General features: G+C 70.7%; 16 protein-coding genes. 11 read left to right on the forward strand and 5 right to left on the reverse strand.

Annotation, left to right across the window (positions count from 1 at the left end; all coding sequences use genetic code 11):
- The first annotated feature begins 83 nt into the window (after nucleotides 1-83).
- A complete protein-coding gene (gene holA / locus OHS59_RS29720) occupies nucleotides 84-1,070 on the forward strand; it encodes a DNA polymerase III subunit delta (RefSeq protein WP_328496413.1) in 987 nt (328 codons plus the stop codon).
- Between the two features lie 528 nt (nucleotides 1,071-1,598).
- On the opposite strand, the gene rpsT is transcribed toward holA, so the two are convergent.
- Entirely contained in the window at nucleotides 1,599-1,865 is a 267-nt protein-coding gene (gene rpsT, locus OHS59_RS29725; RefSeq protein WP_328496414.1) for a 30S ribosomal protein S20, read from the reverse strand.
- A 255-nt stretch (nucleotides 1,866-2,120) separates the two neighbouring features.
- Here rpsT and lepA point away from each other — a divergent pair, with 255 nt between their 5' ends.
- Both lepA and OHS59_RS29735 read left to right on the forward strand, forming a co-directional pair.
- Nucleotides 2,121-3,989, forward strand: coding sequence for a translation elongation factor 4 (gene lepA / locus OHS59_RS29730; RefSeq protein WP_328496415.1), 1,869 nt, complete (start codon nucleotides 2,121-2,123; stop codon nucleotides 3,987-3,989).
- 252 nt (nucleotides 3,990-4,241) lie between these two features.
- Entirely contained in the window at nucleotides 4,242-6,125 is a 1,884-nt protein-coding gene (locus OHS59_RS29735) for an AMP-dependent synthetase/ligase (RefSeq protein WP_328496416.1), read from the forward strand.
- 54 nt (nucleotides 6,126-6,179) lie between these two features.
- Here OHS59_RS29735 and OHS59_RS29740 read toward each other — a convergent pair whose 3' ends face one another.
- Together OHS59_RS29740 and OHS59_RS29745 are read right to left on the reverse strand one after the other, a co-directional pair.
- Entirely contained in the window at nucleotides 6,180-6,764 is a 585-nt protein-coding gene (locus tag OHS59_RS29740; RefSeq protein WP_328496417.1) for a response regulator, read from the reverse strand.
- Between the two features lie 18 nt (nucleotides 6,765-6,782).
- The gene (locus tag OHS59_RS29745; protein ID WP_328496418.1) at nucleotides 6,783-10,949 is read right to left on the reverse strand and encodes a HAMP domain-containing protein; all 4,167 of its coding nucleotides are present in this window, start codon (nucleotides 10,947-10,949) and stop codon (nucleotides 6,783-6,785) included.
- A gap of 103 nt (nucleotides 10,950-11,052) precedes the next feature.
- On the opposite strand from OHS59_RS29745, the gene OHS59_RS29750 reads away from it, so the two are divergent.
- Complete coding sequence (locus OHS59_RS29750) at nucleotides 11,053-13,050, forward strand: ATP-binding SpoIIE family protein phosphatase (RefSeq protein ID WP_328496419.1); 1,998 nt, start codon at nucleotides 11,053-11,055, stop codon at nucleotides 13,048-13,050.
- Nucleotides 13,051-13,105: 55 nt separating this feature from the next.
- Complete coding sequence (gene hemW / locus OHS59_RS29755; protein WP_328496420.1) at nucleotides 13,106-14,338, forward strand: radical SAM family heme chaperone HemW; 1,233 nt, start codon at nucleotides 13,106-13,108, stop codon at nucleotides 14,336-14,338.
- A gap of 252 nt (nucleotides 14,339-14,590) precedes the next feature.
- Here hemW and OHS59_RS29760 read toward each other — a convergent pair whose 3' ends face one another.
- Together OHS59_RS29760 and OHS59_RS29765 are read right to left on the reverse strand one after the other, a co-directional pair.
- Nucleotides 14,591-15,394 (reverse strand): DUF3097 domain-containing protein, encoded by an 804-nt coding sequence (locus OHS59_RS29760; RefSeq protein ID WP_328496421.1) that lies wholly within the window; start codon nucleotides 15,392-15,394, stop codon nucleotides 14,591-14,593.
- Nucleotides 15,395-15,453: 59 nt separating this feature from the next.
- The gene (locus tag OHS59_RS29765; RefSeq protein WP_328496422.1) at nucleotides 15,454-16,224 is read right to left on the reverse strand and encodes an MBL fold metallo-hydrolase; all 771 of its coding nucleotides are present in this window, start codon (nucleotides 16,222-16,224) and stop codon (nucleotides 15,454-15,456) included.
- Nucleotides 16,225-16,471: 247 nt separating this feature from the next.
- Between OHS59_RS29765 and hrcA the strand changes: the two genes are divergently transcribed.
- From hrcA to OHS59_RS29795, 6 genes are all read left to right on the forward strand, one after another.
- Nucleotides 16,472-17,488, forward strand: coding sequence for a heat-inducible transcriptional repressor HrcA (gene hrcA, locus OHS59_RS29770; RefSeq protein ID WP_210882709.1), 1,017 nt, complete (start codon nucleotides 16,472-16,474; stop codon nucleotides 17,486-17,488).
- Complete coding sequence (gene dnaJ / locus OHS59_RS29775) at nucleotides 17,489-18,628, forward strand: molecular chaperone DnaJ (RefSeq protein ID WP_107016318.1); 1,140 nt, start codon at nucleotides 17,489-17,491, stop codon at nucleotides 18,626-18,628.
- 109 nt (nucleotides 18,629-18,737) lie between these two features.
- The gene (locus tag OHS59_RS29780) at nucleotides 18,738-19,823 is read left to right on the forward strand and encodes a nitronate monooxygenase (RefSeq protein ID WP_328496423.1); all 1,086 of its coding nucleotides are present in this window, start codon (nucleotides 18,738-18,740) and stop codon (nucleotides 19,821-19,823) included.
- Nucleotides 19,820-20,563 carry a 16S rRNA (uracil(1498)-N(3))-methyltransferase gene (locus tag OHS59_RS29785; protein WP_328496424.1) on the forward strand — a complete coding sequence of 248 codons (744 nt, stop codon included), beginning with the start codon at nucleotides 19,820-19,822 and terminating at the stop codon, nucleotides 20,561-20,563. The genes OHS59_RS29780 and OHS59_RS29785 overlap by 4 nt, the downstream gene beginning before the upstream one ends.
- A gap of 291 nt (nucleotides 20,564-20,854) precedes the next feature.
- Nucleotides 20,855-21,382, forward strand: coding sequence for a hypothetical protein (locus OHS59_RS29790; RefSeq protein WP_328496425.1), 528 nt, complete (start codon nucleotides 20,855-20,857; stop codon nucleotides 21,380-21,382).
- A 79-nt stretch (nucleotides 21,383-21,461) separates the two neighbouring features.
- On the forward strand, nucleotides 21,462-24,707 hold the full coding sequence (locus OHS59_RS29795; RefSeq protein WP_328496426.1) for a S41 family peptidase: 3,246 nt from the start codon (nucleotides 21,462-21,464) through the stop codon (nucleotides 24,705-24,707).
- Nucleotides 24,708-24,746: the final 39 nt, after the last annotated feature.

The following is a 24,746-nucleotide window of genomic DNA, read 5'->3' on the forward strand; positions in this document are numbered from 1 at the left end:
GGTTCGTGGCGGGTGGTGCGCGCAGGCCCGGAGGCAGGGTGCGTGCGGGCCCGTTGTCGGTGGTGCGTGGGATGCTTGGCGCGATGGCCAGGAACTCTGCACACGACAATCCGCTCGCTCCCGTCACGATCGCCGTGGGGCAGGAGGACCTCCTGCTCGACCGTGCCGTGCAGGAGGTGGTGGCCGCCGCGCGAGCCGCCGACGCGGACACGGACGTACGGGATCTCACGTCGGACCAGTTGCAGCCCGGCACGCTCGCCGAGCTGACGAGCCCGTCGCTCTTCGCCGAGCGCAAGGTCGTTGTGGTGCGCAACGCGCAGGACCTGTCGGCGGACACGATCAAGGACGTGAAGGCTTACCTCGGCGCCCCGGCCGAGGAGATCACGCTGGTGCTGCTGCACGCGGGGGGTGCCAAGGGCAAGGGGCTGCTCGACGCCGCGCGCAAGGTGGGGGCGCGGGAGATCGCCTGCCCCAAGATGACGAAGCCGGCGGACCGGCTGTCCTTCGTACGGAGCGAGTTCCGGACGCTGGGGCGGTCGGCGACGCCTGAGGCGTGCCAGGCGCTCGTCGACTCGATCGGGAGCGACCTGCGGGAGCTGGCCTCCGCGACGACCCAGCTGGCCGCGGACGTCGAGGGGACGATCGACGAGGCTGTCGTCGGGCGGTACTACACCGGCCGCGCGGAGGCCTCCAGCTTCACGGTGGCGGACCGGGCGGTCGAGGGGCGGGCGGCCGAGGCGCTGGAGGCGCTGCGGTGGTCCCTGTCGACCGGGGTCGCCCCCGTGCTGATCACCAGCGCGCTGGCGCAGGGGGTGCGGGCCATCGGGAAGCTCTCCTCGGCGCGGGGTGGCCGGCCGGCCGACCTGGCGCGGGAGCTGGGGATGCCGCCCTGGAAGATCGACCGGGTTCGGCAGCAGATGCGGGGGTGGACGCCGGACGGGGTCGCTGTCGCGTTGCGGGCGGTGGCGGACGCGGACGCGGGGGTGAAGGGGGGTGGGGATGATCCCGAGTACGCCTTGGAGAAGGCGGTTGTCACGGTCGCCCAGGCGGCTCGGATGCGGCGGGGGTAGTTCCCGTCCCTGTTCCGGGGGCTGCGCCCCCAGCCCCCCATCGGCCTGAAGGCCTCGTCCTCAAACGCCGGACGGGCTGAAAAGGCATGGTCGGCCCCGGCCCTTGGGTGAGCACGAGCGAAGGCCAAGGGCCCAGCCCCTGCCGCTCACGGGCCGAAAGCCAAAGGCCGGCCCCGGCCTCCACGAGTGAGCACGAGCCAAAGCCAAGAGGCCAGCCCTGCCACCCCCGGGCCGAAAGCCAAAGGCCGGCCCCGGCCTCCACGAGTGAGCACGAGCGAAAGCCAAGAGGCCAGCCCTGCCACCCACGGGCTGAAAGGCAAAGACGAACCCCGGTCCCCGCCCCTTGCGGGGCGAGGGCCGGGGCCCGGTTTGTGCTGGGGACTCGTACCCGCGTGGCGAACGCAGGTCGCGTACGAGTCGGGGTGCCGGTCGGGAGCGGATGAGAGAGGGCCCGCTCAGATCCTTCCGGCGTTCGAATCACTTCGAATCAAGTGAGTGCGGGGCCGTGGCCCAGTACTCGGCAGAGGTTCAGCCCTGGAGGGAGGCGACCTTGGAAGCAAGCGCCGACTTCTTGTTGGCGGCCTGGTTCTTGTGGATGACGCCCTTGGAGACGGCCTTGTCCAGCTTGCGCGAGGCTTCGCGCTGCGCGGCCGTGGCCTTCTCGACGTCACCCGCGGCAGCAGCCTCACGGGCCTTGCGGATCGCGGTCTTCAGCGAGGACTTGACGGCCTTGTTGCGCAGCCGAGCCTTCTCGTTGGTCTTGATCCGCTTGATCTGGGACTTGATGTTCGCCACGAATGAGCCTTCTCAGGTTCAGGAGCACGAGACGGTACGTCTCACGACGGGACGTCTCGGGCGCCGGTGATTTCTCTTCTTAGGTCCTGCGTTTCCTGCGTGTCGCCTGCAGAGAGGGCAGGAGACACAGCTGCCCAGATTAGCAGTCGCCCCGCTGACGGCCCAAACCGGTCGCACGTCGCCGCCCGTGGGACCATGGAGCCTACGTATCGATCCGACCCGAGGCGACAGGCGCCTCAAGAGACAGGACCCTGCGTGCCCGCGATCCCTAACAATGTGCCCGAGCCGAGCCGTACCGCCCCGGCTCAGATCCGCAACTTCTGCATCATCGCGCACATCGACCACGGCAAGTCCACGCTCGCCGACCGGATGCTCCAGCTGACCGGGGTGGTCGACCAGCGGCAGATGCGCGCCCAGTACCTCGACCGCATGGACATCGAGCGCGAGCGCGGCATCACCATCAAGTCCCAGGCGGTCCGGCTGCCCTGGGCCCCGACCGAGGATCCGGGCAACACCCACATCCTCAACATGATCGACACCCCCGGGCACGTCGACTTCACGTACGAGGTCTCGCGGTCGCTCGCCGCCTGCGAGGGCACCGTGCTTCTCGTTGACGCGGCCCAGGGCATCGAGGCCCAGACCCTCGCGAACCTCTACCTGGCGATGGAGAACGAGCTCACCATCGTCCCGGTGCTGAACAAGATCGACCTGCCCGCCGCCCAGCCCGAGAAGTTCTCCGAGGAACTGGCCAATCTCATCGGCTGCCAGCCGGAGGACGTGCTCAAGGTCTCGGCGAAGACCGGCGTCGGCGTGGACGCGCTGCTGGACCGGGTCGTCAGGGACGTTCCGGCTCCCGTCGGTGTCGCGGACGCTCCCGCCCGCGCGATGATCTTCGACTCCGTATATGACTCCTACCGTGGCGTGGTCACCTACGTCCGTGTCATCGACGGCCAGCTCAACAAGCGCGAGCGCATCAAGATGATGTCGACCGGTGCCACGCACGAGCTGCTGGAGATCGGTGTCTCGTCGCCCGAGATGACCCCGGCCGACGGCATCGGCGTCGGCGAGGTGGGCTACATCATCACCGGCGTGAAGGACGTCCGTCAGTCCAAAGTCGGTGACACGATCACCAGCAAGGACAAGGGTGCGACCGAAGCCCTCGGCGGGTACAAGGATCCGAAGCCGATGGTCTTCTCCGGGCTGTATCCGCTGGACGGTTCCGACTACCCGGACCTGCGCGAAGCGCTGGACAAGCTCCAGCTCAACGACGCGGCCCTGGTCTACGAGCCCGAGACCTCCGCGGCCCTCGGCTTCGGCTTCCGTGTGGGCTTCCTCGGGCTGCTGCACCTCGACGTCATCCGTGAGCGCCTGGAGCGCGAGTTCAACCTCGAACTCATCGCCACCGCGCCCAACGTGGTCTACCGCGTGATCATGGAGGACGGGAAGGAGCACACGGTCACCAACCCGAGCGAGTTCCCCGAGGGCAAGATCGACAAGGTCTTCGAGCCGGTCGTCCGGGCCACGATCCTCGCCCCCAGCGAGTTCATCGGTTCGATCATGGAGCTGTGCCAGACCCGTCGCGGCACCCTCCTCGGCATGGACTACCTCTCCGAGGACCGCGTCGAGATCCGCTACACGCTGCCCCTCGCGGAGATCGTCTTCGACTTCTTCGACAACCTGAAGTCCAAGACCCGCGGGTACGCCTCCCTGGACTACGAGCCCACCGGCGAGCAGGACGCCTCGCTGGTGAAGGTCGACATCCTGCTCCACGGCGACCGCGTCGACGCCTTCTCGGCCGTCACGCACAAGGACGCGGCGTACGCGTACGGGGTGCGGCTCGTCGCCAAGCTGCGCGAGCTGATCCCGCGCCAGGCCTTCGAGATCCCCATCCAGGCGGCCATCGGCTCCCGGGTCATCGCCCGCGAGACCATCCGCGCCATCCGCAAGGACGTCCTCGCCAAGTGCTACGGCGGTGACATCTCCCGTAAGCGGAAGCTCCTTGAGAAGCAGAAGGAGGGCAAGAAGCGGATGAAGATGGTGGGCTCTGTGGAGGTTCCGCAAGAGGCCTTCATCGCCGTGCTGTCCAGCGACGAGAACGCCGGCAGTGGCAAGGGGAAGAAGTAGCCCTCAGCAACCGTCGGGTCAGGCCCGAAAACGTGGGCCCGTCGTGCTTTCGCGCGGCGGGCCCGCGTCGTCCCCGGACCGCCCCGTTCCGCCCGCGCTCTGTAGGAAGTGACAGGCCGCCGCCTCTTACGCACCGGGCGGACGGGCTTTACTCTGATCACCACTCGACGTTACTCGCGAGTTAAACAACGACCGCTACTGAGCTAACCGCAACCAGCCAGTCACGCACTGTCGCGGGCCCCGGAGGATGTCGTGAGCGACACACAGACCCTGATCGAGAACCGTCCGCCGTCCGTGGCGGCCCTCTTCCTGGAGCGCGTGGCGGCCACGCCGGACGCCGAGGCGTACCGCTATCCGGTGCCCGCCGCGGGCGAGGGGCCGGACGAGTGGAGGTCGCTGAGCTGGGCACAGGCGGCCGACCGGGTCTACGCGATCGCGGCCGGCCTGATCGAACTGGGCGTGCGGCCGGAGCAGCGCGTCGCGCTCGCCTCCTCCACCCGCGTCGAGTGGATCCTCGTCGACCTCGGCATCATGTGTGCCGGCGCGGCGACGACGACCGTGTATCCGTCGACCAAGTCCGACGAGTCGGCCTTCATCCTCTCCGACTCGGAGAGCAAGGTGCTGGTCGCGGAGGACGCGGAGCAGCTCGCCAAGGCGCGCGAGAAGCGTGCCGAGCTGCCCGAGCTCACCCACGTCGTGGTGATCGACTCCGCCGGTGTCGAGTCCGCCGAGGACGAGGGCGACTGGGTGATCGGCCTCGCCGAGCTGGAGCAGCGGGGTGCCGCGTACCTGGAGAAGAACCCCGACCTGATCAAAGAGAAGGTCGCGGCGATCACCAAGGACCAGCTCGCCACCCTCATCTACACCTCCGGCACCACCGGCCGCCCCAAGGGTGTCCGGCTGCCGCACGACAACTGGTCGTACATGGCGAAGGCCATCGCCGCGACCGGCCTGGTCGGCAAGGACGACGTCCAGTACCTGTGGCTGCCGCTCGCCCACGTCTTCGGCAAGGTGCTCACGTCCGGTCAGATCGAGGTCGGGCACGTCACCGCCGTCGACGGCCGCGTGGACAAGATCATCGAGAATCTGCCGGTCGTGCAGCCGACGTACATGGCCGCCGTGCCGCGGATCTTCGAGAAGGTCTACAACGGGGTCGCGGCCAAGGCGCGGGCCGGCGGCGGCGCCAAGTACAAGATCTTCCAGTGGGCGGCCGAGGTCTCCCGCGAGTACGCGAAGGTCACCCAGGACAACTTCCGCCGCACCGGTGTCGCCTCCGCGCCCTTCGGCCTCTCCGCCAAGCACAAGGTCGCGGACACGCTCGTCTTCGCCAAGATCCGTGAGGCCTTCGGCGGCAACCTGCGCGCCTGCGTCTCCGGCAGCGCGGCCCTCGCGCCCGACATCGGCTACTTCTTCGCGGGTGCCGGCATCCACATCCTGGAGGGTTACGGACTCACGGAGTCGTCCGCGGCCTCCTTCGTGAACCCCGGCGAGGCGTACCGCACGGGCACGGTCGGCAAGCCGCTGCCCGGCACCGAGGTGCGGATCGCGGACGACGGCGAGATCCTGCTGCGCGGCCCCGGCATCATGGAGGGCTACCAGGGGCTGCCCGAGAAGACCGCCGAGGTCCTGGAGTCCGACGGCTGGTTCCACACCGGTGACATCGGCGAGCTGTCCCCGGACGGCTACCTGCGCATCACCGACCGCAAGAAGGACCTCATCAAGACGTCGGGCGGCAAGTACATCGCGCCCGCCGAGGTCGAGGGCCAGTTCAAGGCGGTCTGCCCGTACGTCTCCAACATCCTCGTGCACGGCGCCGACCGGAACTTCTGCACCGCGCTCATCGCCCTCGACGAGCCGTCCATCCTGACCTGGGCCGAGGACAACGGCCTGGGCGGCAAGTCGTACGCCGAGGTCGTCGCCGCGCCCGCGACGGTCAAGCTGATCGACGAGCACGTCAGGACGCTCAACGAGGGTCTTCAGCGCTGGCAGACCATCAAGAAGTTCAAGCTCCTGCCGCGCGACCTCGACATCGAGCACGGCGAACTGACCCCGAGCCTCAAGCTGAAGCGGCCGGTGGTGGAGCGTGAGTACAAGTACCTGATCGACGAGATGTACGCGGGGACGCGCGAGGCGTAGTCGTGGTGCGGGCCGCCGCGGTGCTGTTCCGCGGCGGCCGGACAGGGGGCGTGGTCACAGACCGCGCCCCCTGCGCATCTCACGCAGCAGGTCCTCCATGTGGCGTACCTGGTGGCGCAGTTCGGCCACGTCGGTGCTGTCACCGGCCGACATGGTGGTCTCGATGGCGTGCAGCCGCTCCGCGAGCTCGTCGAACTGGGCCTGCTCGCGGGCGAGCATCCGCTCCAGCTGCTGGTTCTTGCGGTGCAGGTCGAGGAAGACGGTGACCTTGGCGCGCAGCACCCAGGGGTCGAACGGCTTGGTGAGATAGTCGGCGGCTCCGGTGGCGTACCCGCGGAACGCGTAGCCCGCGTCGGAGTCCGTGCCGGTCAGGAAGATGATCGGGACGTCCTTGGTCTGGTCGAGCCGCTTGATGTTCGCGGCGGTCTCGAACCCGTCCATGCCCGGCATCCGGATGTCGAGCAGGACGACCGCGAACCGCTGCCGCAGCAGAGCCTTCATCGCCTCCTCGCCCGAACGGGCGCGTACGAGCGGCTCGTTGAGGGACCCCAGGACGGCCTCCAGCGCGATCAGGTTGTCCTCCATGTCGTCCACGAGGAGGATGCTGGCGCGCTCGTCGGTCGATGCCTCAGTGCTCATGGTGATTGATTGCCTGCCTCATTCGGTCGTCGGCGGGACGGCGGGTTCCTCCGATGTGCCGGCTCCGGTGGTGACGGTTCCGGCGGAGCCCTCCTGCTCGTCGGTGTCCTGCCCCTCGTTGTCCGCGCCCTCAGGGTCCAGGAGCGCGCAGACGACGGTCAGCAGTTGGTCGACGTCCACCGGCTTGGGTACGTAGTCGTTCGCACCGCGTGCGATGGACTTCTCGCGGTCGCTCGGCATCGCCTTGGCGGTGAGGGCGACGATGGGAAGTCCGGCCCAGCGCGGGGTGCGGCGGATGACGGAGATGGTCTCGTAACCGTCCATCTCCGGCATCATGATGTCCATCAGGACCAGCGCGACATCGGGGTTGCGGTCCAGGGCCTCGATGCCCTCGCGGCCGTTCTCCGCGTACAGGACGGGCATTCCGACCCTGCCCAGCACGTGGGTGAGCGCGAAGACGTTGCGGATGTCGTCGTCCACGATCAGCACCCGCCGCCCCGGCAGGACCTGGCCCGCGCGGCCCGTCTTCCACGCCTCCAGTTTGGTGGGCGCGGGCCAGCTGTCGTCCTGGTCGTGGACGGTGAAGGGCTCGGTGGACAACTGCTCGGGCAGGATCAGGGTCCGGTCCTCGGCGTCGGCCCCGGCCGGCGGGTGCCCGGGGCTGACGACCGGCACGTACAGGGTGAAGGTGGAACCCCTGCCGGGCGTGCTCTCGGCGATGATGCGGCCGCCCAGCAGGCCCGCGATCTCCCGGCTGATGGACAGCCCGAGGCCCGTGCCGCCGTACTTGCGGTTCGTCGTGCCGTCGGCCTGCTGGAACGCCTCGAAGATCACCGGGAGTTTCTCCGGGGCGATGCCGATGCCGGTGTCGGAGACCGCGAACGCGACGACGTTGTCGCTGCCCTCCCGGGTGAAGTGCGGCTCGGGATGCTCGACGCGGCTGACGCGCAGTTCGACCCGGCCCGACGCGGTGAACTTGATCGCGTTGGAGAGGAGGTTGCGCAGGATCTGCTGGAGCCGCTGCTCGTCCGAGAACATCTCGCGCGGCACGTCCTCGCCGACCTCGACCTCGAAGGTGAGGCCACGGTCGAGGGTGAGCGGGCGGAAGGTGGCGTGCACGTAGTCGAGGAGTTTGATCAGCGGCAGCTTCTTGGGGCGTACGTCCATCCGGCCGGCCTCGATCTTCGAGAGGTCGAGGATGTCGTTGATGAGCTGGAGGAGGTCCGAGCCCGAGCGGTGGATCGTCGCCGCGAACTGCACCTCCTGGTCGGAGAGATGACCGTCCGGGTTGTCGGAGAGCAGCCGGGCGAGGATCAGCAGTGAATTGAGCGGCGTGCGCAGCTCGTGCGACATGTTCGCCAGGAACTCCGACTTGTACTGCGACGAGGTCGCCAGCAGCGCCGCCTTCTCCTCCAGTTCGGCGTTGGAGCGGCGCAGCTCCGCCTGCTGCGACTGGAGTTCGTCGGAGCGGTCCTGCAGCTGGATCGCGAGGCGCTGGGACTCGCCGAGCAGGGACTCCGTACGGGAGTTGGCGATGATGGTGTTGATCGCTACGCCGATGGTGTTCACGAACTGGTCGAAGAACGCCAGGTGGACGTCGGAGAAGCGGGAGAACGAGGCCAGCTCGATGACACCGAGCAGCTTGTCCTCGAAGAGGATCGGGATGATGACGACGCTCGCGGGCGCCGCCTCGCCGAGACCGCTGTTGATCTTGATGTAGTCCGCCGGGGCCTCCTCCATCAGGATCCGCTTCTTCTCGCGCGCGGCCTGCCGCACGAGCCCGTGCACCGGCATGCTGACCGTGTCGACCGTCGCGCTCTGCGCCGAACCGTACCCGGCGATGAAGGCGAGCCCCTTGATGGGCAGGGCCGTCTGCAGGGTCGCCTTGTCCTCCTCCGGGTCGGCCAGGAAGAAGGCGCCGAACTGCGCGTTCACCAGCGGCGTCAGCTCGCGCAGGATCAGGTCCGCGACCTCCATCAGGTCCCGGTGGCCCTGCATGAGGGCGGCGAGGCGGGCCAGGTTCGACTCCAGCCAGTCCTTGGCGCGGGTCGTCTCGCGGAGGTTGGCCACCATCAGGTTGATGTTGTCCTTGAGCTCGTCGACCTCGCCCTGGGTCTCCACCGTGATGGAGCGGGACATGTCGCCCTGGGCCACCGCGGACGCCACCTCGGCGATCGCGCGGACCTGGGTGGTGAGGTTGGACGCCAGCTCGTTCACGTTCGTCGTCAGACGCTTCCAGGTGCCGTACACGCCCTCCACCCGGGCCTGACCGCCGAGCTGCCCCTCCGAACCCACCTCGCGGGCCACCCGGGTGACCTCGGAGGAGAACGACGACAGCGTGTCCACCATCGTGTTGATGGTGGACTTCAGTTCCAGGATCTCGCCGCGCGCGTCGACGTCGATCTTCTTCGACAGGTCGCCCTGGGCCACCGCGGTGGCGACCTGCGCGATGTTGCGGACCTGCGAGGTCAGGTTGTCCGCCATGTAGTTGACGTTGTCGGTGAGGTCCCGCCACACCCCGGAGACGCCCAGTACCTGCGCCCGGCCGCCGAGGCGGCCGTCGGTGCCGACCTCGCGGGCCACCCTCGTCACCTCGTCGGCGAAGGCGCGCAACTGCTCCACCATCGTGTTGACGGTGTCCTTCAGCTCCAGGATCTCGCCGCGCGCGTCGACGGTGATCTTCTTGGAGAGGTCGCCGTTGGCCACCGCCGTGGTCACCTGGGCGATGTTGCGGACCTGCGAGGTGAGGTTCAGGGCCATGAAGTTGACGTTGTCGGTGAGGTCCTTCCAGACGCCGGAGACGCCGCGCACCTGGGCCTGGCCGCCGAGGTTTCCCTCGGTGCCGACCTCGCGGGCGACGCGGGTGACCTCGTCGGCGAAGGCGGAGAGCTGGTCGACCATGGTGTTGATCGTCGATTTCAGCTCCAGGATCTCGCCCTTCGCCTCGACGGTGATCTTCTTGCCGAGGTCGCCCTGGGCCACCGCCGTGGACACCAGCGCGATGTTGCGGACCTGCGAAGTGAGGTTGTCCGCCATGAAGTTGACGTTGTCGGTGAGGTCCTTCCAGACGCCGGAGACGCCGCGCACCTGGGCCCGGCCGCCGAGGTTTCCCTCGGTGCCGACCTCGCGGGCGACGCGGGTGACCTCGTCGGCGAAGGCGGAGAGCTGGTCGACCATGGTGTTGATCGTCGACTTCAGCTCCAGGATCTCGCCCTGGGCGCCGACGGTGATCTTCTGGCTCAGGTCGCCGTTGGCCACCGCCGTGGTCACCTGGGCGATGTTGCGGACCTGTGAGGTCAGGTTCGAGGCCATGAAGTTGACGTTGTCGGTGAGGTCCTTCCAGACGCCGGAGACGCCGCGCACCTGGGCCCGGCCGCCCAGCTCGCCCATCGTGCCGACCTCGCGGGCCACCCTCGTCACCTCGTCGGCGAAGGCGGACAGCTGGTCGACCATCGTGTTCACGGTCAGCTTCAGTTCGAGCAGCTCACCGGTCGCCTCGACCGTCACCGTGCGGGTCAGGTCGCCCCGCGCCACCGCCGTGGTCACCAGGGCGATGTCCCGGACCTGGGCGGTCAGCCGGGACGCCATCGTGTTGACCGCCTCGGTCACGTCCCGCCAACTGCCCGACAGGCCGGTCACCTTGGCGCGTCCGCCGAGGCGGCCCTCGGTGCCGACCTCGCGCGCCACCTGGGTGACCTCTCCCGTGAAGAGGGACAGCTGATCGACCATCTTGTTGACGGCCCGCCCCAGCCGCCGCAGATCGCCCCGCAGCTGCCGGTTGCCGTCGTGCAGATCGACGCGCTGCGTCAGATCGCCGCCCGCCACCGCGTCCAGGACGCGCGTCGCGTTGGCGGCCGGCGCCACCAGGGCGTCGAGCAGCTGGTTCACGTCGTTGATCCGGGTCGTCCAGTGGCCCTGACCGGGGCTCGCCGCGAGCCGTTCGTCCAGCCGGCCGTGGCGCACGATCTCACGGCGGACCCGCTGGGCCTCCGTGTTGAAATGCACGCTCCGGTCCACGATCTGGTTGAACACCATCCCCAGCTCGGCCGCGATGCCGTGGCCCGTCTCCGGCACCTTGCTGAAGTCGCCGTCCCGCGCGGAGGTCATGGCGGCCAGGAGGGGACGCAGGTCCGATGCCCGGATCTGACCGTCTCCGAGCAGGTGCATAGCACTGTTCTCACTCATGGTGGCCCACTTCGGTAACTCGGTGCTTATGGGCGTAGCCAGTCTGTCACTCTGTCTGCATTGCTTGGGGTGTATTCGTCCGAACTGCTCAGGGAGCCGCACAGTGGGGGCCATTCCGACGCAACGGGAGTCCGCGTCCCGTGCTGCTGGGGCCTCGGCGCGCCCGCACACAGTGGCCCGCACGTCCCTGCCGGGCAACTCGCTCGCGCCGGGCGCGGCCCGCAGATTCGTTCGTACGACGCTCGCCGAGTGGTCCGAACTCGCCCTGCCGGGAACGGAGTTGGTCACCGACCGGCTCGTGGGCGACGCGATGGTGGTCGTCAGTGAACTGGTGACGAACGCCGTGGTGCACGCGGGCACCGACGTGGAACTGCTGTGCCGGCTCGACAACTGCACGGAGGACTGCTCCGTGGCGGTCCCGGGCAGCACGGACACCGCGCAGGGGACCGCCGGGAAGGCCGCCGAGGGGGCCCGGAAAGCGGCCCCGGAAGCGCCCGGCGGGAGCGCCTTCGTCATAGAGGTCTCCGACCACCATCCCGAGCGGGTCGTCCGCGACGACGGCGCCGCGCGGCCGTACGACGCCGTCGAGTACGGCCGCGGTCTGCGGCTCGTCTCCGCGCTCTCCGAAGCCTGGGGCATCACCTACCGCACCGGCGTCAAGACCGTGTGGGCGCGGCTGCCCGCCGAGGCGATCCCGACCGCCGAGGCCGCGGAGGCCTACGAGGGCGAACACGCCCTGCGACGCGGCCGGCGGGCCGCCGAGATCCTCGCCCCCGCGCCCCGGCACACCGTGCAGGACCAGGACTGGCTCAACCGCGGCGCCCTCTCCTTCCTCGCCGAGGCCTCCGACCTGCTCGGCGGACAGCTCGACGAGGACCTGGTCGCCGCGCTCACCGGCCAGCTGCTCGTGCCGCGGCTCGCCGACTGGTGCGCGGTGTGGCTGGAGGACGAGGCGCCGGGCCGCTCCGACGGCGGCCTCGTCGGCGGACCGCGGCTCGCCCGCGTCTGGCACGGCAGCGAGAACCGGATGGAGGAGCTGCGCCGTTTCCTGGAGAAGGACCCGCCCGAGCTGCCCGAGTCCGCGCGCTCCGGGCCCGTACCGATGCCCTGGCCGGCCGAGGCGCTGGGGGCGAAGGCGGAGCGCGGATCGGCCCTCGCGTTCCGGCTGATCGCCGGCGGCAGACCGCTCGGCGCCCTCGTCATCGGACGGGCCGGACAGGACCACTTCCCCGACGAGATCACCGGGCTCGTCGAGGACCTCAGCCGCCGGGTCGCCCTCGCGATCGGAGCGGCCCGGCAGTACGCGCGCCAGGCCACCATCAGCCGCGTACTGCAGCGCGGCCTGCTGCCCGGGGCCGTCGCCGAGATCCCCGGGGTGCGCAGCGCGCTCGTCTACGAGCCGTGCGACAAGGGCGGACCGAGCGGCGACTTCTACGACCTCTTCCCCGCCGGGGACGGACGCTGGTGCTTCGCCCTCGGCGACGTCCAGGGCAAGGGGCCCGAGGCGGCCGTCGTCATCGGCCTCGCCCGGCCCTGGCTGCGACTGCTGGCCCGCGAGGGCTACGCGGTGCCCGACGTCCTCGACCGGCTCAACCAGCTGCTCCTCGACGACGCCACCGAGACCGCGGACGCGGCGGCCCGCGCCCTGGTCGCGGACGGCGGCCGGGTACTCGCCGACGAGGGCCCGCAGAACCGGTTTCTCTCCCTCCTCTACGGCGAGCTGGTGCCCGTCGAGGGCGGGGTGCGCTGCACCGTGGCCTCCGCCGGACACCCGCTGCCGCTGCTCCTGAAGCCCTCGGGGGAGGTCCGCGAGGTGGCCCAGCCGCAGACCCTCCTCGGCGTCTTCGAGGACGCCGGCTACCACTGCGGGACCTTCGAGCTGCGGCCCGGCGACAGCGTCCTGTGCGTCACGGACGGCGTGACGGAGCGGCGCAACGGACACCGGCAGTTCGACGACGAGGACGGCCTCGCCGCCGCACTCACCGGCTGCGCGGGGCTGGACGCCGAGCTGATCGCCGAGCGGATCCGGCACCTTGTGCACCAGTTCGGCGGAAAACCGCCGGAGGACGACCTGGCGCTGCTGGTGCTGCAGGCGGAGTGAGGGTCCCCCCCCGGGGCGGAGTGGGGACTTCCGTGCGTACGGGACAATGGAAGACATGCCTTCCGCACTTCCCGACGGCGAGCCCGTCCCCGACGACGGGGCGCTGCCCGCGCACGCCCTGGCCGGCGCGGCCGACCGCCCGCTCGGGTTCTACCTCCACGTCCCGTACTGCGCGACCCGCTGCGGCTACTGCGACTTCAACACGTACACGGCGACGGAGCTGCGCGGCTCGGGGGGCGTGCTGGCCTCCCGCGACAACTACGCCGAGACCCTCGTCGACGAGGTCCGCCTCGCCCGCAAGGTCCTCGGCGACGATCCGCGGCCCGTCCGCACGGTCTTCGTCGGCGGCGGTACGCCCACCCTGCTGGCCGCCGACGATCTCGTACGGATGCTGGCGGCCGTCCGGGACGAGTTCGGGCTCGCGGACGACGCGGAGATCACCACGGAGGCGAACCCGGAGTCCGTGGACCCCGCCTACCTGGCCACGCTCAGGGCCGGCGGCTTCAACCGGATCTCCTTCGGGATGCAGAGCGCCCGCAAGCACGTGCTGCGGATCCTCGACCGCACCCACACCCCCGGCCGGCCCGAGGCGTGCGTCGCCGAGGCCCGCGCGGCCGGCTTCGACCATGTGAACCTCGACCTCATCTACGGCACGCCGGGGGAGAGCGACGACGACTGGCGGGCCTCGCTCGACGCGGCGATCGGCGCCGGTCCCGACCATGTGTCCGCGTACGCGCTGATCGTCGAGGAGGGGACCCAGCTCGCGCGGCGCATCCGGCGCGGGGAGGTCCCGATGACCGACGACGACGTCCACGCGGACCGCTATCTGATGGCCGAGGATCGCCTGTCGCAGGCGGGCTTCTCCTGGTACGAGGTCTCCAACTGGGCCACCTCCGAGGCCGGCCGTTGCCTCCACAACGAGCTGTACTGGCGCGGGGCCGACTGGTGGGGTGCCGGGCCCGGCGCCCACAGCCATGTCGGCGGGGTGCGGTGGTGGAACGTCAAGCATCCCGGGGCGTACGCGGGGGCGCTGGCGGCGGGGCGGTCGCCCGGGGCGGGCCGTGAGCTGCTCTCGGACGAGGACCGGCGGGTGGAGCGGATCCTGTTGGAGCTGCGGCTCCTGGAGGGGTGTCCGTTGTCGCTGCTGCGGGCCGACGGGCTTGCGGCGGCTGCGCGGGGGGTGGCCGATGGACTGCTTCAGGCCGGGCCGTACGAGGAGGGGCGGGCTGTGCTCACCCTGCGGGGGCGGTTGCTGGCGGACGGGGTTGTGCGGGACCTGGTGGACTGACCTTTTTTCGCCCCCGCCGCCCCTACCCGTTCCCGTCACGCATGGGGGCTGCGCCCCCTCGCCCCCGGTATCGCGCTGACGCGCTCGTCCTCAAACGCCGGACGGGCTAAAAGATTCGCGGACGGACTGAGGGATGTCCGCCGGTCCGGCGACATCCTTCAGCCCGTCCGGCGTTTGAGGACCGGGGGTTCGGGGGGCGGCGCCCCCGAGTACGTGACGTGACGGGTAGGGGCGGCGGGGGCGGAAAGAAGGTCATTCCGGGGTTGTGACGAAGTCGATCAGTTCTTCCACCCGGCCCAGGAGTTCCGGCTCCAGGTCCCGGTAGGAGCGGACCGAGTCGAGGATCCGCTGCCACGCCGCGCCCGTGTTTTCCGGCCAGCCGAGAGAACGGCAGACGCCCGTCTTCCAGTCCTGCCCCCGCGGCACCCGGGGCCAGGAAGGGATACCCACGGACGCCGGCTTCACGGCCTCCCAGACGTCGATGTACGGGTGGCCCACGACCAGCGCGTACTCACTCGTCACGGCCTCCGCGATACGCGACTCCTTCGTGCCGGGGACCAGGTGGTCCACGAGCACCCCCAGCCGCGCGTCCGGCCCCGGACCGAACTCGTCGACGATGGCGGGCAGGTCGTCGATGCCCTCCAGGTACTCGACGACGACCCCCTCGATGCGGAGGTCGTCGCCCCACACCCGTTCCACCAGTTCGGCGTCGTGGCGGCCCTCGACGTAGATGCGCCCGGCCCGGGCCACGCGGGCCCGCGCCCCGGGCACGGCGACCGACCCCGACGCCGTGCGCGTGGGGCGTACCGGAGCGGAAGACGGGCGTACGAGGGTCACCACGCGCCCCTCCAGCAGGAAGCCGCGCGGTTCCAGCGGGAACACCCGGTGCTTGCCGAAGCGGTCCTCCAGCGTGACCGTCCCCGCCTCGCAGCGGATCACGGCACCGCAGAACCCGGTGCCGGGCTCCTCGACCACGAGCCCCGGGTCCGCCGCGACCTCGGGCACGGGCTTGGGCTTCTTCCACGGAGGGGTGAGATCCGCTGAGTACTGGCGCATTCGGATGACGATAGGAGAAAGCGGTCCGGGTCAGGTACACCGACACCCCGGAGCGGCGGTCACGGTACGTCGAAACGCCGGGCCAACGCGTCCCGTTGGGCCCGCACGAACGCCGCGTCCACCACCGCCCCGTGCCCGGGCACGTACAGCGCGTCCTCGCCCCCGAGAGCCAGCAGACGGTCCAGCGCGGCGGGCCAATGGGAGGGCACGGCGTCGGGCCCGGCCTGGGGCTCGCCGGACTCCTCGACCAGGTCGCCGCAGAAGACGATCTCCGGGGAGCCGGAGCCGGAACCGCTGACCAGGACCGCGAGGTCGTGACCGGTGTGGCCGGGGCCCACGTTCGCCAGCAGGACCCGCCGGCCGCCGCCCAGGTCGAGCGTCCGCTCGCCGGTGACCAGGTGCCGGGGCCGGACCAGCAGGTCCGCCGCCTCGGCCGCCTCCTCCGGATCGGCGCCGTTGCGCACGGCGTCCGCGAACAGTTCCTCCCGTTCGTCGGCGAGCACCCGCTCGGCGCCCGCCGCGCCGAACACCTCGACCCCCGCGAACGCCGCCGCCCCGAAGACATGGTCGAAGTGCGGATGCGTGAGCGCGAGGTGGGTGACCCGCCCGCCGCCGAGCGACCGTCCGCCCCCGAGCGCCCGGCGCGCCCGCGTGCGCAGCCACGCGCCCTCCCGCACGCTCGATCCGGCGTCGATCATGAGCGCCGCGTCCTCGCCCGCCACCAGCCCGGCCGTGCAGTCCCAGACCGGAAGCCGGCACCGCCCCGCGTACGGGGACAGCTCCTCCCAGCCGGACTCGCCGAGCCCGGCCTCTTCCCAAGTCACCTTCATGAGCCGACGCTAGCGGCGTACGGCGGCTGCATGTTCCCGACAGAGCGGGACACCCTCGTACAGGTTGCCGTGTTCGATGTGCTCCGCGTCACGACATCGCAGGCCCGCCCTTGCCCGGCCCGTACCTACCGGCCGTACACTTGGCGCGGGGATGCTGGCACTCGCGCGCGCTGAGTGCCAGGCGAGGCCACCGAAGACGACTGATGACGACCGATGACCGCGCGGAAGACCACGGGAGGTGTGCGCGATGCTCAGTGAACGCAGGCTCGAAGTGCTGCGCGCCATCGTCCAGGACTACGTGGGCACGGAGGAGCCGGTCGGCTCGAAGGCGCTCACGGAGCGCCATCGGCTGGGTGTGTCACCGGCGACCGTCCGTAACGACATGGCGGTTCTCGAGGACGAGGGGTACATCGCGCAGCCGCACACCAGCGCCGGCCGCATCCCCACGGACAAGGGCTACCGCCTGTTCGTCGACAAGCTCGCGGGCGTCAAGCCGATGACCGCGCCCGAGCGGCGGGCCATCCACCACTTCCTGGACGGCGCCGTCGACCTCGACGACGTCGTGGGGCGGACCGTGCGGCTCCTCGCACAGCTCACCCGGCAGGTGGCAGTCGTCCAGTACCCGTCGCTGACCCGCTCGACCGTGCGTCATGTGGAGCTCCTGGCGCTGGCTCCGGCCCGCGTCATGCTCGTACTGATCACGGACACGGGACGCGTCGAACAGCGCATGGTGGACTGTCCGGCCCCCTTCGGGGAGGTCTCCGTGGCAGATCTACGCGCGCGGCTCAACAGCCGGATCACGGGGCGCCGTTTCGCGGATGTCCCGCAACTGGTGCAGGATCTCCCCGACGCCTTCGAGTCGGAGGACCGGGGGACGGTCGCGACCGTGCTCTCCACCCTCCTGGAGACTCTTGTCGAGGAGACCGAGGAGCGGCTGATGATCGGCGGCACCGCCAATCTGACGCGCTTCGGACATGATTTTCCCCTCACCATCCGTCCGGTGCTCGAAGCGTTGGAGGAGCAGGTCGTGCTCCTCAAACTCCTCGGTGAGGTCAACGATTCGGGCATGGCCGTACGGATCGGTCACGAGAACGCCCATGAGGGACTCAACTCCACTTCTGTGGTCTCGGTCGGCTACGGTTCGGGCGGCGAAGCAGTCGCCAAACTCGGCGTGGTCGGACCGACGCGCATGGATTACCCCGGAACGATGGGAGCGGTACGAGCGGTGGCACGGTACGTAGGACAGATCCTGGCGGAGTCGTAAGTGGCCACGGACTACTACGCCGTACTCGGCGTGCGCCGCGACGCGTCCCAGGACGAGATCAAGAAGGCATTCCGGAGGCTCGCCCGCGAGCTGCACCCGGACGTCAATCCCGATCCGAAGACGCAAGAGCGCTTCAAGGAGATCAACGCCGCGTACGAGGTGTTGTCGGACCCGCAGAAGAAGCAGGTCTACGACCTCGGCGGTGACCCGCTGTCGCAGGCGGGCGGCGGTGGCGCGGGCGGCTTCGGAGCCGGCGGCTTCGGGAACTTCTCGGACATCATGGACGCGTTCTTCGGGACGGCGTCGCAGCGTGGCCCGCGGTCGCGCACGCGGCGCGGCCAGGACGCGATGATCCGGCTGGAGATAGAGCTCGACGAGGCGGCCTTCGGCACCACGAAGGACATCCAGGTCGACACGGCCGTCGTCTGCACCACGTGCAGCGGTGAGGGCGCGGCGCCCGGCACCTCCGCGCAGACCTGTGACATGTGTCGCGGTCGCGGTGAGGTGTCGCAGGTCACGCGGTCCTTCCTGGGCCAGGTCATGACCTCCCGGCCGTGTCCGCAGTGCCAGGGCTTCGGGACGGTCGTCCCGACACCGTGCCCCGAGTGCGCGGGCGACGGACGGGTGCGCTCGCGCCGGACCCTGACGGTGAAGATCCCCGCCGGTGTCGACAACGGCACGCGGATCCAGCTCGCGGGCGAGGGCGAGGTCGGCCCCGGTGGCGGCCCCGCCGGTGACCTGTACGTGGAGATCCACGAGCTGCCGCACAACATGTTCCAGCGGCGCGGCGACGATCTGCACTGCACGGTCACCATCCCGATGACCGCGGCGGCACTGGGCACCAAGGTCCCGCTGGAGACGCTCGACGGGCTCGAAGAGGTCGACATCCGTCCGGGGACGCAGTCCGGGCAGTCGATTCCCAAGCACGGGCGCGGCATCACGCATCTGCGGGGCGGTGGACGCGGCGACCTCATCGTGCACGTCGAGGTCATGACGCCGACGAAACTCGACCCCGAGATGGAGCGGGTCCTGCGGGAGCTGGCCCAGATGCGGGGCGAGGAGCGGCCCACCGGGCAGTTCCAGCCCGGTCAGCAGGGATTGTTCTCCCGGCTGAAGGACGCGTTCAACGGCCGTACCTGAGCCGCGCGCGAGCGGTGACCGCCGGGCTCGGCGCAGGATGATTCCTGTGGCTTATGCCCGGCGGACGGCCGGATTCGGACTTGTACGGAGGACGTGACAACATGCCGTCATGTCCTCCGCGCTGACCGATCTTTTCCCCCTCCCGATCGTGCAGGCCCCGATGGCCGGCGGCGTCTCGGTGCCGCAGCTCGCCGCGGCCGTGTCCGAGGCCGGGGGGCTCGGCTTCCTCGCCGCCGGGTACAAGACAACAGACGGCATGTACCAGGACATCAAGCAGCTGCGCGGGGCCACCGGCAGGCCGTTCGGCGTGAACCTGTTCATGCCGCAGCCCGAGTACGCCGACCGGTCGGCCGTCGAGGTGTACGCCCACCAGCTCGCCGGTGAGTCCTCCTGGTACGAGACCGAGCTGGGCGACCCCGACAGCGGACGCGACGACAGCTACGAGAACAAACTCGCCGTCCTCCTCGACAACCCGGTGCCGGTCGTCTCCTTCCACTTCGGCTGCCCCTCGCGCGAGGTCCTCGACTCGCTGAGCCGGGCCGGCACGCTGACCCTGGTCACGGCGACCACCGCCGAGGAGGCGCAGGCCGTGCAGTGGGCGGGCGCCGACGCGGTGATCGTGCAGGGCGTCGAGGCCGGCGGCCACCAGGGCACCCACCGCGACAACCCGGAGACCGACGGCTCGGGCATCGGACTGCTCTCACTCATCGCGCAGGTCCGCGAGACCGTGCAGATCCCCATCGTCGCGGCCGGCGGCATCATGCGCGGGAGCCAGATCGCCGCCGCCCTCGCCGCCGGCGCGAGCGCCGCCCAGCTGGGCACGGCCTTCCTCGCCACCCCCGAGTCCGGCGCCAACGCCCTGCACAAGCAGGCACTGACCAACCCCCTCTTCGTCCGTACGCAGCTGACGCGGGCGTTCTCCGGGCGGCCCGCGCGAGGGCTGATGAACCGCTTCATGCGCGAACACGGCCCGTACGCGCCCGCCGCCTATCCCGAGGTCCACCACCTCACCTCCGGACTGCGCAAGGCCGCCGCCAAGGCGGGGGACGCGCAGGGCATGGCGCTGTGGGCGGGACAGGGCCACCGGCTCGCTCGCGAGCTGCCCGCGGGACAGCTCGTGGAGGTGCTGGCCGCCGAACTCGCCGCCGCCAGGACAGCGTTGTCTTCCCAGCAGGGCGGGGGCACCGGCCGATGACCGCTCCGGTGTTCGTGGTGGACGCGGTGCCCGGCGGGCCCGAGTTCGTGCTCGACGGACCCGAGGGGCGGCACGCGGTGTCCGTGAAGCGGCTGCGGTCCGGTGAGGACGTCGTCCTCACCGACGGGCTCGGGCGCTGGGCCGAGGGCGTCGTCAAGGCGGCCGAGGGCAAGGACCGGCTCGTCGTCACGGACCTCCAGGTCCACGAGGAGTCCGCGCCCCTGCCCCGTATCACCGTCGTACAGGCGCTGCCCAAGGGGGACCGGGGTGAACTCGCCGTCGAGACCATGTCGGAGACCGGTGTCGACGGGATCGTGCCCTGGGCGGCGTCCCGCTGCGTCACGCAGTGGAAGGGCGAGCGCGGTCTGAAGGCGCTCGGGAAATGGCGTTCCACCGCCCGTGAGGCCGGCAAGCAGTCGCGGCGCGTGCGGTTCGCGGAGGTCGCGGACGCGATGACGACCAAGCAGGTTGCCGCGTTTCTCGCCAAAGCGGAGTTCGCGGCGGTGCTGCATGAGGACCGGCTGTACCCGGGGTTGCCGCTCGCCACGGTCGAACTCCCTTCCGAGGGGGAGATCGTGCTGGTCGTCGGGCCCGAGGGCGGCGTCTCGCCCGAGGAGTTGTCGATGTTCACCGAGGCGGGGGCGAAGGTGTGCCGGCTGGGGCGGAGTGTGTTGCGTACGTCCACCGCGGGGACGGCGGCGGTTGCGCTGCTGCTGGGGCGGACGGGGCGCTGGTCCTAGCGTTTCTCGCCCCCGCCGCCCTTACCCTCCCCCAGTCTCGGCTTCGCTCGACCGGGGGGACCCCCATCGTCACTGCATGGGGGCTGCGCCCCCTCGCCCCCATATCGCGCTGCGCGCTCGTCCTCAAACGCCGGACGGGCTGAATACGTCGCGGACGGGCGGACATCTCTTAGCCCGTCCGGCGTTTGAGGACAAAGGGGGTTCGGGGGCGGAGCCCCCGGAGGGGGAGCGTGGCCGCATGGGGTCTACCGCGCGCGGGCGACCGGTGGCACGCTGCCGTGCATGGGGGCAATGAGGCGTATTCGACACCGAGGCCCGGCGATCGGCCTGACCGCCGTCGCGGCCGTGTTCGCGTTGGTCGCGTGTGAGCCGGGCGACGGCCTGAACACCGCCGCCGTGGCGATCACCACCGACCAGAAGGGCACGAGCGAGCTGGAGAAGCGGGGCGTCGACGTGCAGTGGCTCACCTGCACCGCCTCGTACGGCGACAACGGCACACCCTCCGGCACCTCGCCGAGCGTGCACAGCGTGGCGTCCGTCGACTGCACGGGCGAGACCAAGGACGGGCAGGACATCAGCATCAAGGGCAAGGTGACGCAGGAGGTGGACGGCACCTGCGTGCGGGGCGACCTCACCGCCACCGTCGGCGGCAGGGAAGTGTTCCGCCTGAACGTCCTCGGCAACTGCCAGGCCGCCGGTACGCCACCCGTCAACAACCCGACGACTCAGCCGCCCGGTCAGCCCGGGGCGACCGTCACCGTCACCCGGACGCAGACCGTGTATCCGAATCCGAGTTGCTCCTGCATCTCGGGAAAGTGATCAATGCGACGAAGCGGCCCGCCCTGTGAAGTGATCGAAAGCTCTGGTCGCGGATGGGACGGCTGCATAGGGTGATCGGGTGACACAGCCTGCATCCGCCGCATCCGCATCCGCCGCGACTTCCGCGTATCTCCGGTATCCGCACCTGCACGGCGAGTTGATCGCCTTCACCGCCGAGGACGACGTCTGGGTCGCGCCGCTCGACGGCGGCCGCGCCTGGCGGGTCAGCGCCGACAACGTCCCGGTGAACCATCCACGGATCTCCCCGGACGGCACGACCGTCGCCTGGACCTCGACCCGCGACGGCGCCCCCGAGGTGCACATCGCCCCCGTCGACGGAGGCCCCGCCAAACGCCTGACGTACTGGGGCAGTTGGAAGACCCAGGTACGCGGCTGGACCCCGGAGGGGGAGGTGCTCGCGCTCAGCACGCAGGGGCAGGCGAGCCTGCGCCGCAGCTGGGCAAGGGCCGTCCCGCTCGACGGCGGACCCGCGACCACCCTTCCGTACGGACCGGTCGGCGATGTCGCGTACGGGCCCGGCACCGTCCTGCTGTCCGCGCCCATGGGCCGTGAGGCCGCCTGGTGGAAGCGCTACCGGGGCGGCACCGCGGGCAAGTTGTGGATCGACCGCGAGGGGGAGGCCGGGGAGTTCGTGCGGCTCCATGCCGACCTGGACGGGAACCTGGAGTACCCGTCGTGGGTGAGGGAGCGGGTCGTCTTTCTCTCCGACCACGAGGACGTGGGAGCCGTGTACTCCTCCCTCGCCGACGGATCGGACCTGCGGCGGCACACCGGGATCGAGGGCTTCTACGCCCGGCACGCCTCCACCGACGGCACCCGCGTCGTGTACGCGTCCGCCGGTGAGCTGTGGATCCTCGACGACCTCGACGGGGCCGAGCCGCGCCGGCTCGACATCCGGCTCGGCGGACAGCGCGTCGACCTGCAGCCGCATCCGGTGAACGCGTCCCGCTGGTTCGGCGCCGCCGCCCCCGACCACACCGGACGCGGCAGCGCGGTCGCCGTGCGCGGAGCCGTCCACTGGGTCACCCACCGCTCCGGGCCCGCCCGCGCGCTCGCCGCCGAACAGGGCGTACGGGCCAGGCTGCCCCGCACCTTCCGCGCCGACGGCGAGGAGCACGTGGTGTGGGCGACCGACGCGGAGGGCGACGACGCGCTGGAGTTCGCCCCGGCGACCGGCGTGGCACCCGGCGCCACCCCGCGCAGGCTCGCCGCCGGACAGCTCGGCCGCGTCCTCGGACTCGCGATGGCCCCCGACGGCAGCCGGGCCGCCGTCGCCTCGCACGACGGACGCGTGCTGCTCGTCGAGCGCGAGACCGGCGAGGTCCGCGAGGTCGACCGCAGCGAGGACGGCGAGGTCACCGGGCTCGTCTTCTCACCCGACTCGGCCTGGCTGGCCTGGTCGCATCCCGGCCCGCGCCCGCTGCGCCAGCTCAAGCTGGCCAACACCGCCGACCTGTCGGTGACCGAGGCGACACCCCTGCGATTCCGCGACTACGCGCCCGCGTTCACCCTCGACGGGAAACACCTGGCCTTCCTGTCCGCGCGCTCCTTCGACCCCGTCTACGACGAGCACGTCTTCGACCTCGCCTTCGTCGGCGGTTCGCGGCCGCATCTCATCACCCTCGCCGCCACCACCCCCTCGCCCTTCGGGCCGCAGCGGCACGGGCGGCCCTTCGAGGCGCCCGACAAGGACGAGACCCCCGACAGCGAGGGCTCCCCGGCGACCCGCATCGACCTCGACGGGCTGGGCGACCGCATCGTCCCGTTCCCCGTGGAGGCCGCCCGCTACACCGGGCTGCGGGCCGCCAAGGACGGGCTGCTGTGGCTGCGGCACCCGGTACGGGGTGTGCTCGGCGCCTCCCGCGCCACCCCGGACGACCCGGACCCCAAGACCGACCTGGAGCGCTACGACCTCGCCCAGCAGCGCATCGAACACCTCGCCTCGGACGCCGACAGCTTCATGGTCACCGGCGACGGCAAGCGGATCCTGCTGTGGACCGACGGCAAACTGAAGGTCGTACCGAGCGACCGGCGCGCCTCGAACGACGACGAGAGCGACACCAACATCACCGTCGACCTGTCGCGCATCCGCCAGAGCGTCGACCCGGCCGCCGAGTGGCGCCAGATGTACGACGAGACCGGCCGCCTCATGCGGGACAACTTCTGGCGGCCCGACCTGGGCGGCGTCGACTGGGACGGCGTACTGGACCGGTACCGGCCCGTCCTCGGACGGGTCTGCACCCACGACGACCTGGTCGACCTCCTCTGGGAGGTGCAGGGCGAACTCGGCACCTCGCACGCGTACGTCATGCCGCGCGGCGGGTACGGGCACGGGGAGCGGCAGGGGCTGCTCGGCGCCGACGTCTCCCGCCACGAGGACGGTCCGCAGGGGGCGCCGCTGTGGCGTATCGACCGCATCCTGCCGTCCGAGACCTCCGACCCCGACGCGCAGTCGCCGCTCGCCGCACCCGGTGTCGCGGTGCGCGCCGGGGACGCGATCGTGGCCGTCTCCGGGCGGCCCGTCGACCCGGTGGCCGGACCCGGACCGCTGCTCGTCGGCACGGCGGGCAAGCCGGTGGAACTGACCGTCTCACCGGCGGGCGGCGGCGATCCGCGGCACGCGGTGGTCGTGCCGATGTCCGACGAGGAGCCGCTGCGGTATCACGCGTGGGTCGCCGACCGGCGTGCCTATGTGCACGAGAAGTCCGGCGGACGGCTCGGGTATCTGCACGTGCCCGACATGCAGGCGCCCGGCTGGGCGCAGATCCACCGCGATCTGCGGATCGAGGTGGCGCGGGAGGGCCTCGTCGTGGACGTCCGTGAGAACCGTGGCGGGCACACCTCGCAGCTGGTCATCGAGAAGCTCGCCCGGCGGATCGTCGGGTGGGACCTCGCGCGGGGGATGCGGCCGACGAGTTATCCGGAGGACGCGCCTCGTGGGCCTGTTGTGGCCGTCGCCAACGAGTTCTCGGGGTCCGACGGGGACATCGTGAACGCGGCGATCAAGGCGCTTGGGATCGGGCCTGTCGTCGGTACACGTACGTGGGGCGGCGTTGTCGGGATCGACAGCCGGTATCGGCTGGTCGACGGGACGCTCGTGACTCAGCCCAAGTACGCGTTCTGGCTTGAGGGGTACGAGTGGGGGGTGGAGAACCACGGCGTCGACCCTGACGTCGAGGTTGTCCAGACGCCTCACGATTACGCCGCCGGGCGGGACGTGCAGCTCGACGAGGCTGTTCGTATTGCGCTGGAGGCGCTTGAGGAGGGTCCGGCGAAGGCTGCGCCTGTCTTGCCGGGGGCGTAGGGGGCGTTCTTCGGGTGCGGGTGCGGGGAGCTGTTCGCG

Origin of the sequence: Streptomyces sp. NBC_00414 (assembly GCF_036038375.1) — a bacterium.
Lineage (GTDB): Bacteria > Actinomycetota > Actinomycetes > Streptomycetales > Streptomycetaceae > Streptomyces.

Excerpts from the sequence above, each read along its gene's own strand:
- hemW (WP_328496420.1), top strand. The coding sequence starts at position 13,106 with ATGCCTTCCGCACTTCCCGACGGCGAGCCCGTCCCCGACGACGGGGCG.
- OHS59_RS29785 (WP_328496424.1), top strand. The coding sequence starts at position 19,820 with ATGACCGCTCCGGTGTTCGTGGTGGACGCGGTGCCCGGCGGGCCCGAG.
- OHS59_RS29760 (WP_328496421.1), bottom strand. The coding sequence starts at position 15,394 with ATGCGCCAGTACTCAGCGGATCTCACCCCTCCGTGGAAGAAGCCCAAG.
- OHS59_RS29765 (WP_328496422.1), bottom strand. The coding sequence starts at position 16,224 with ATGAAGGTGACTTGGGAAGAGGCCGGGCTCGGCGAGTCCGGCTGGGAG.
- holA (WP_328496413.1), top strand. The coding sequence starts at position 84 with ATGGCCAGGAACTCTGCACACGACAATCCGCTCGCTCCCGTCACGATC.
- OHS59_RS29745 (WP_328496418.1), bottom strand. The coding sequence starts at position 10,949 with ATGAGTGAGAACAGTGCTATGCACCTGCTCGGAGACGGTCAGATCCGG.
- OHS59_RS29790 (WP_328496425.1), top strand. The coding sequence starts at position 20,855 with ATGAGGCGTATTCGACACCGAGGCCCGGCGATCGGCCTGACCGCCGTC.
- OHS59_RS29780 (WP_328496423.1), top strand. The coding sequence starts at position 18,738 with ATGTCCTCCGCGCTGACCGATCTTTTCCCCCTCCCGATCGTGCAGGCC.
- OHS59_RS29740 (WP_328496417.1), bottom strand. The coding sequence starts at position 6,764 with ATGAGCACTGAGGCATCGACCGACGAGCGCGCCAGCATCCTCCTCGTG.
- hrcA (WP_210882709.1), top strand. The coding sequence starts at position 16,472 with ATGCTCAGTGAACGCAGGCTCGAAGTGCTGCGCGCCATCGTCCAGGAC.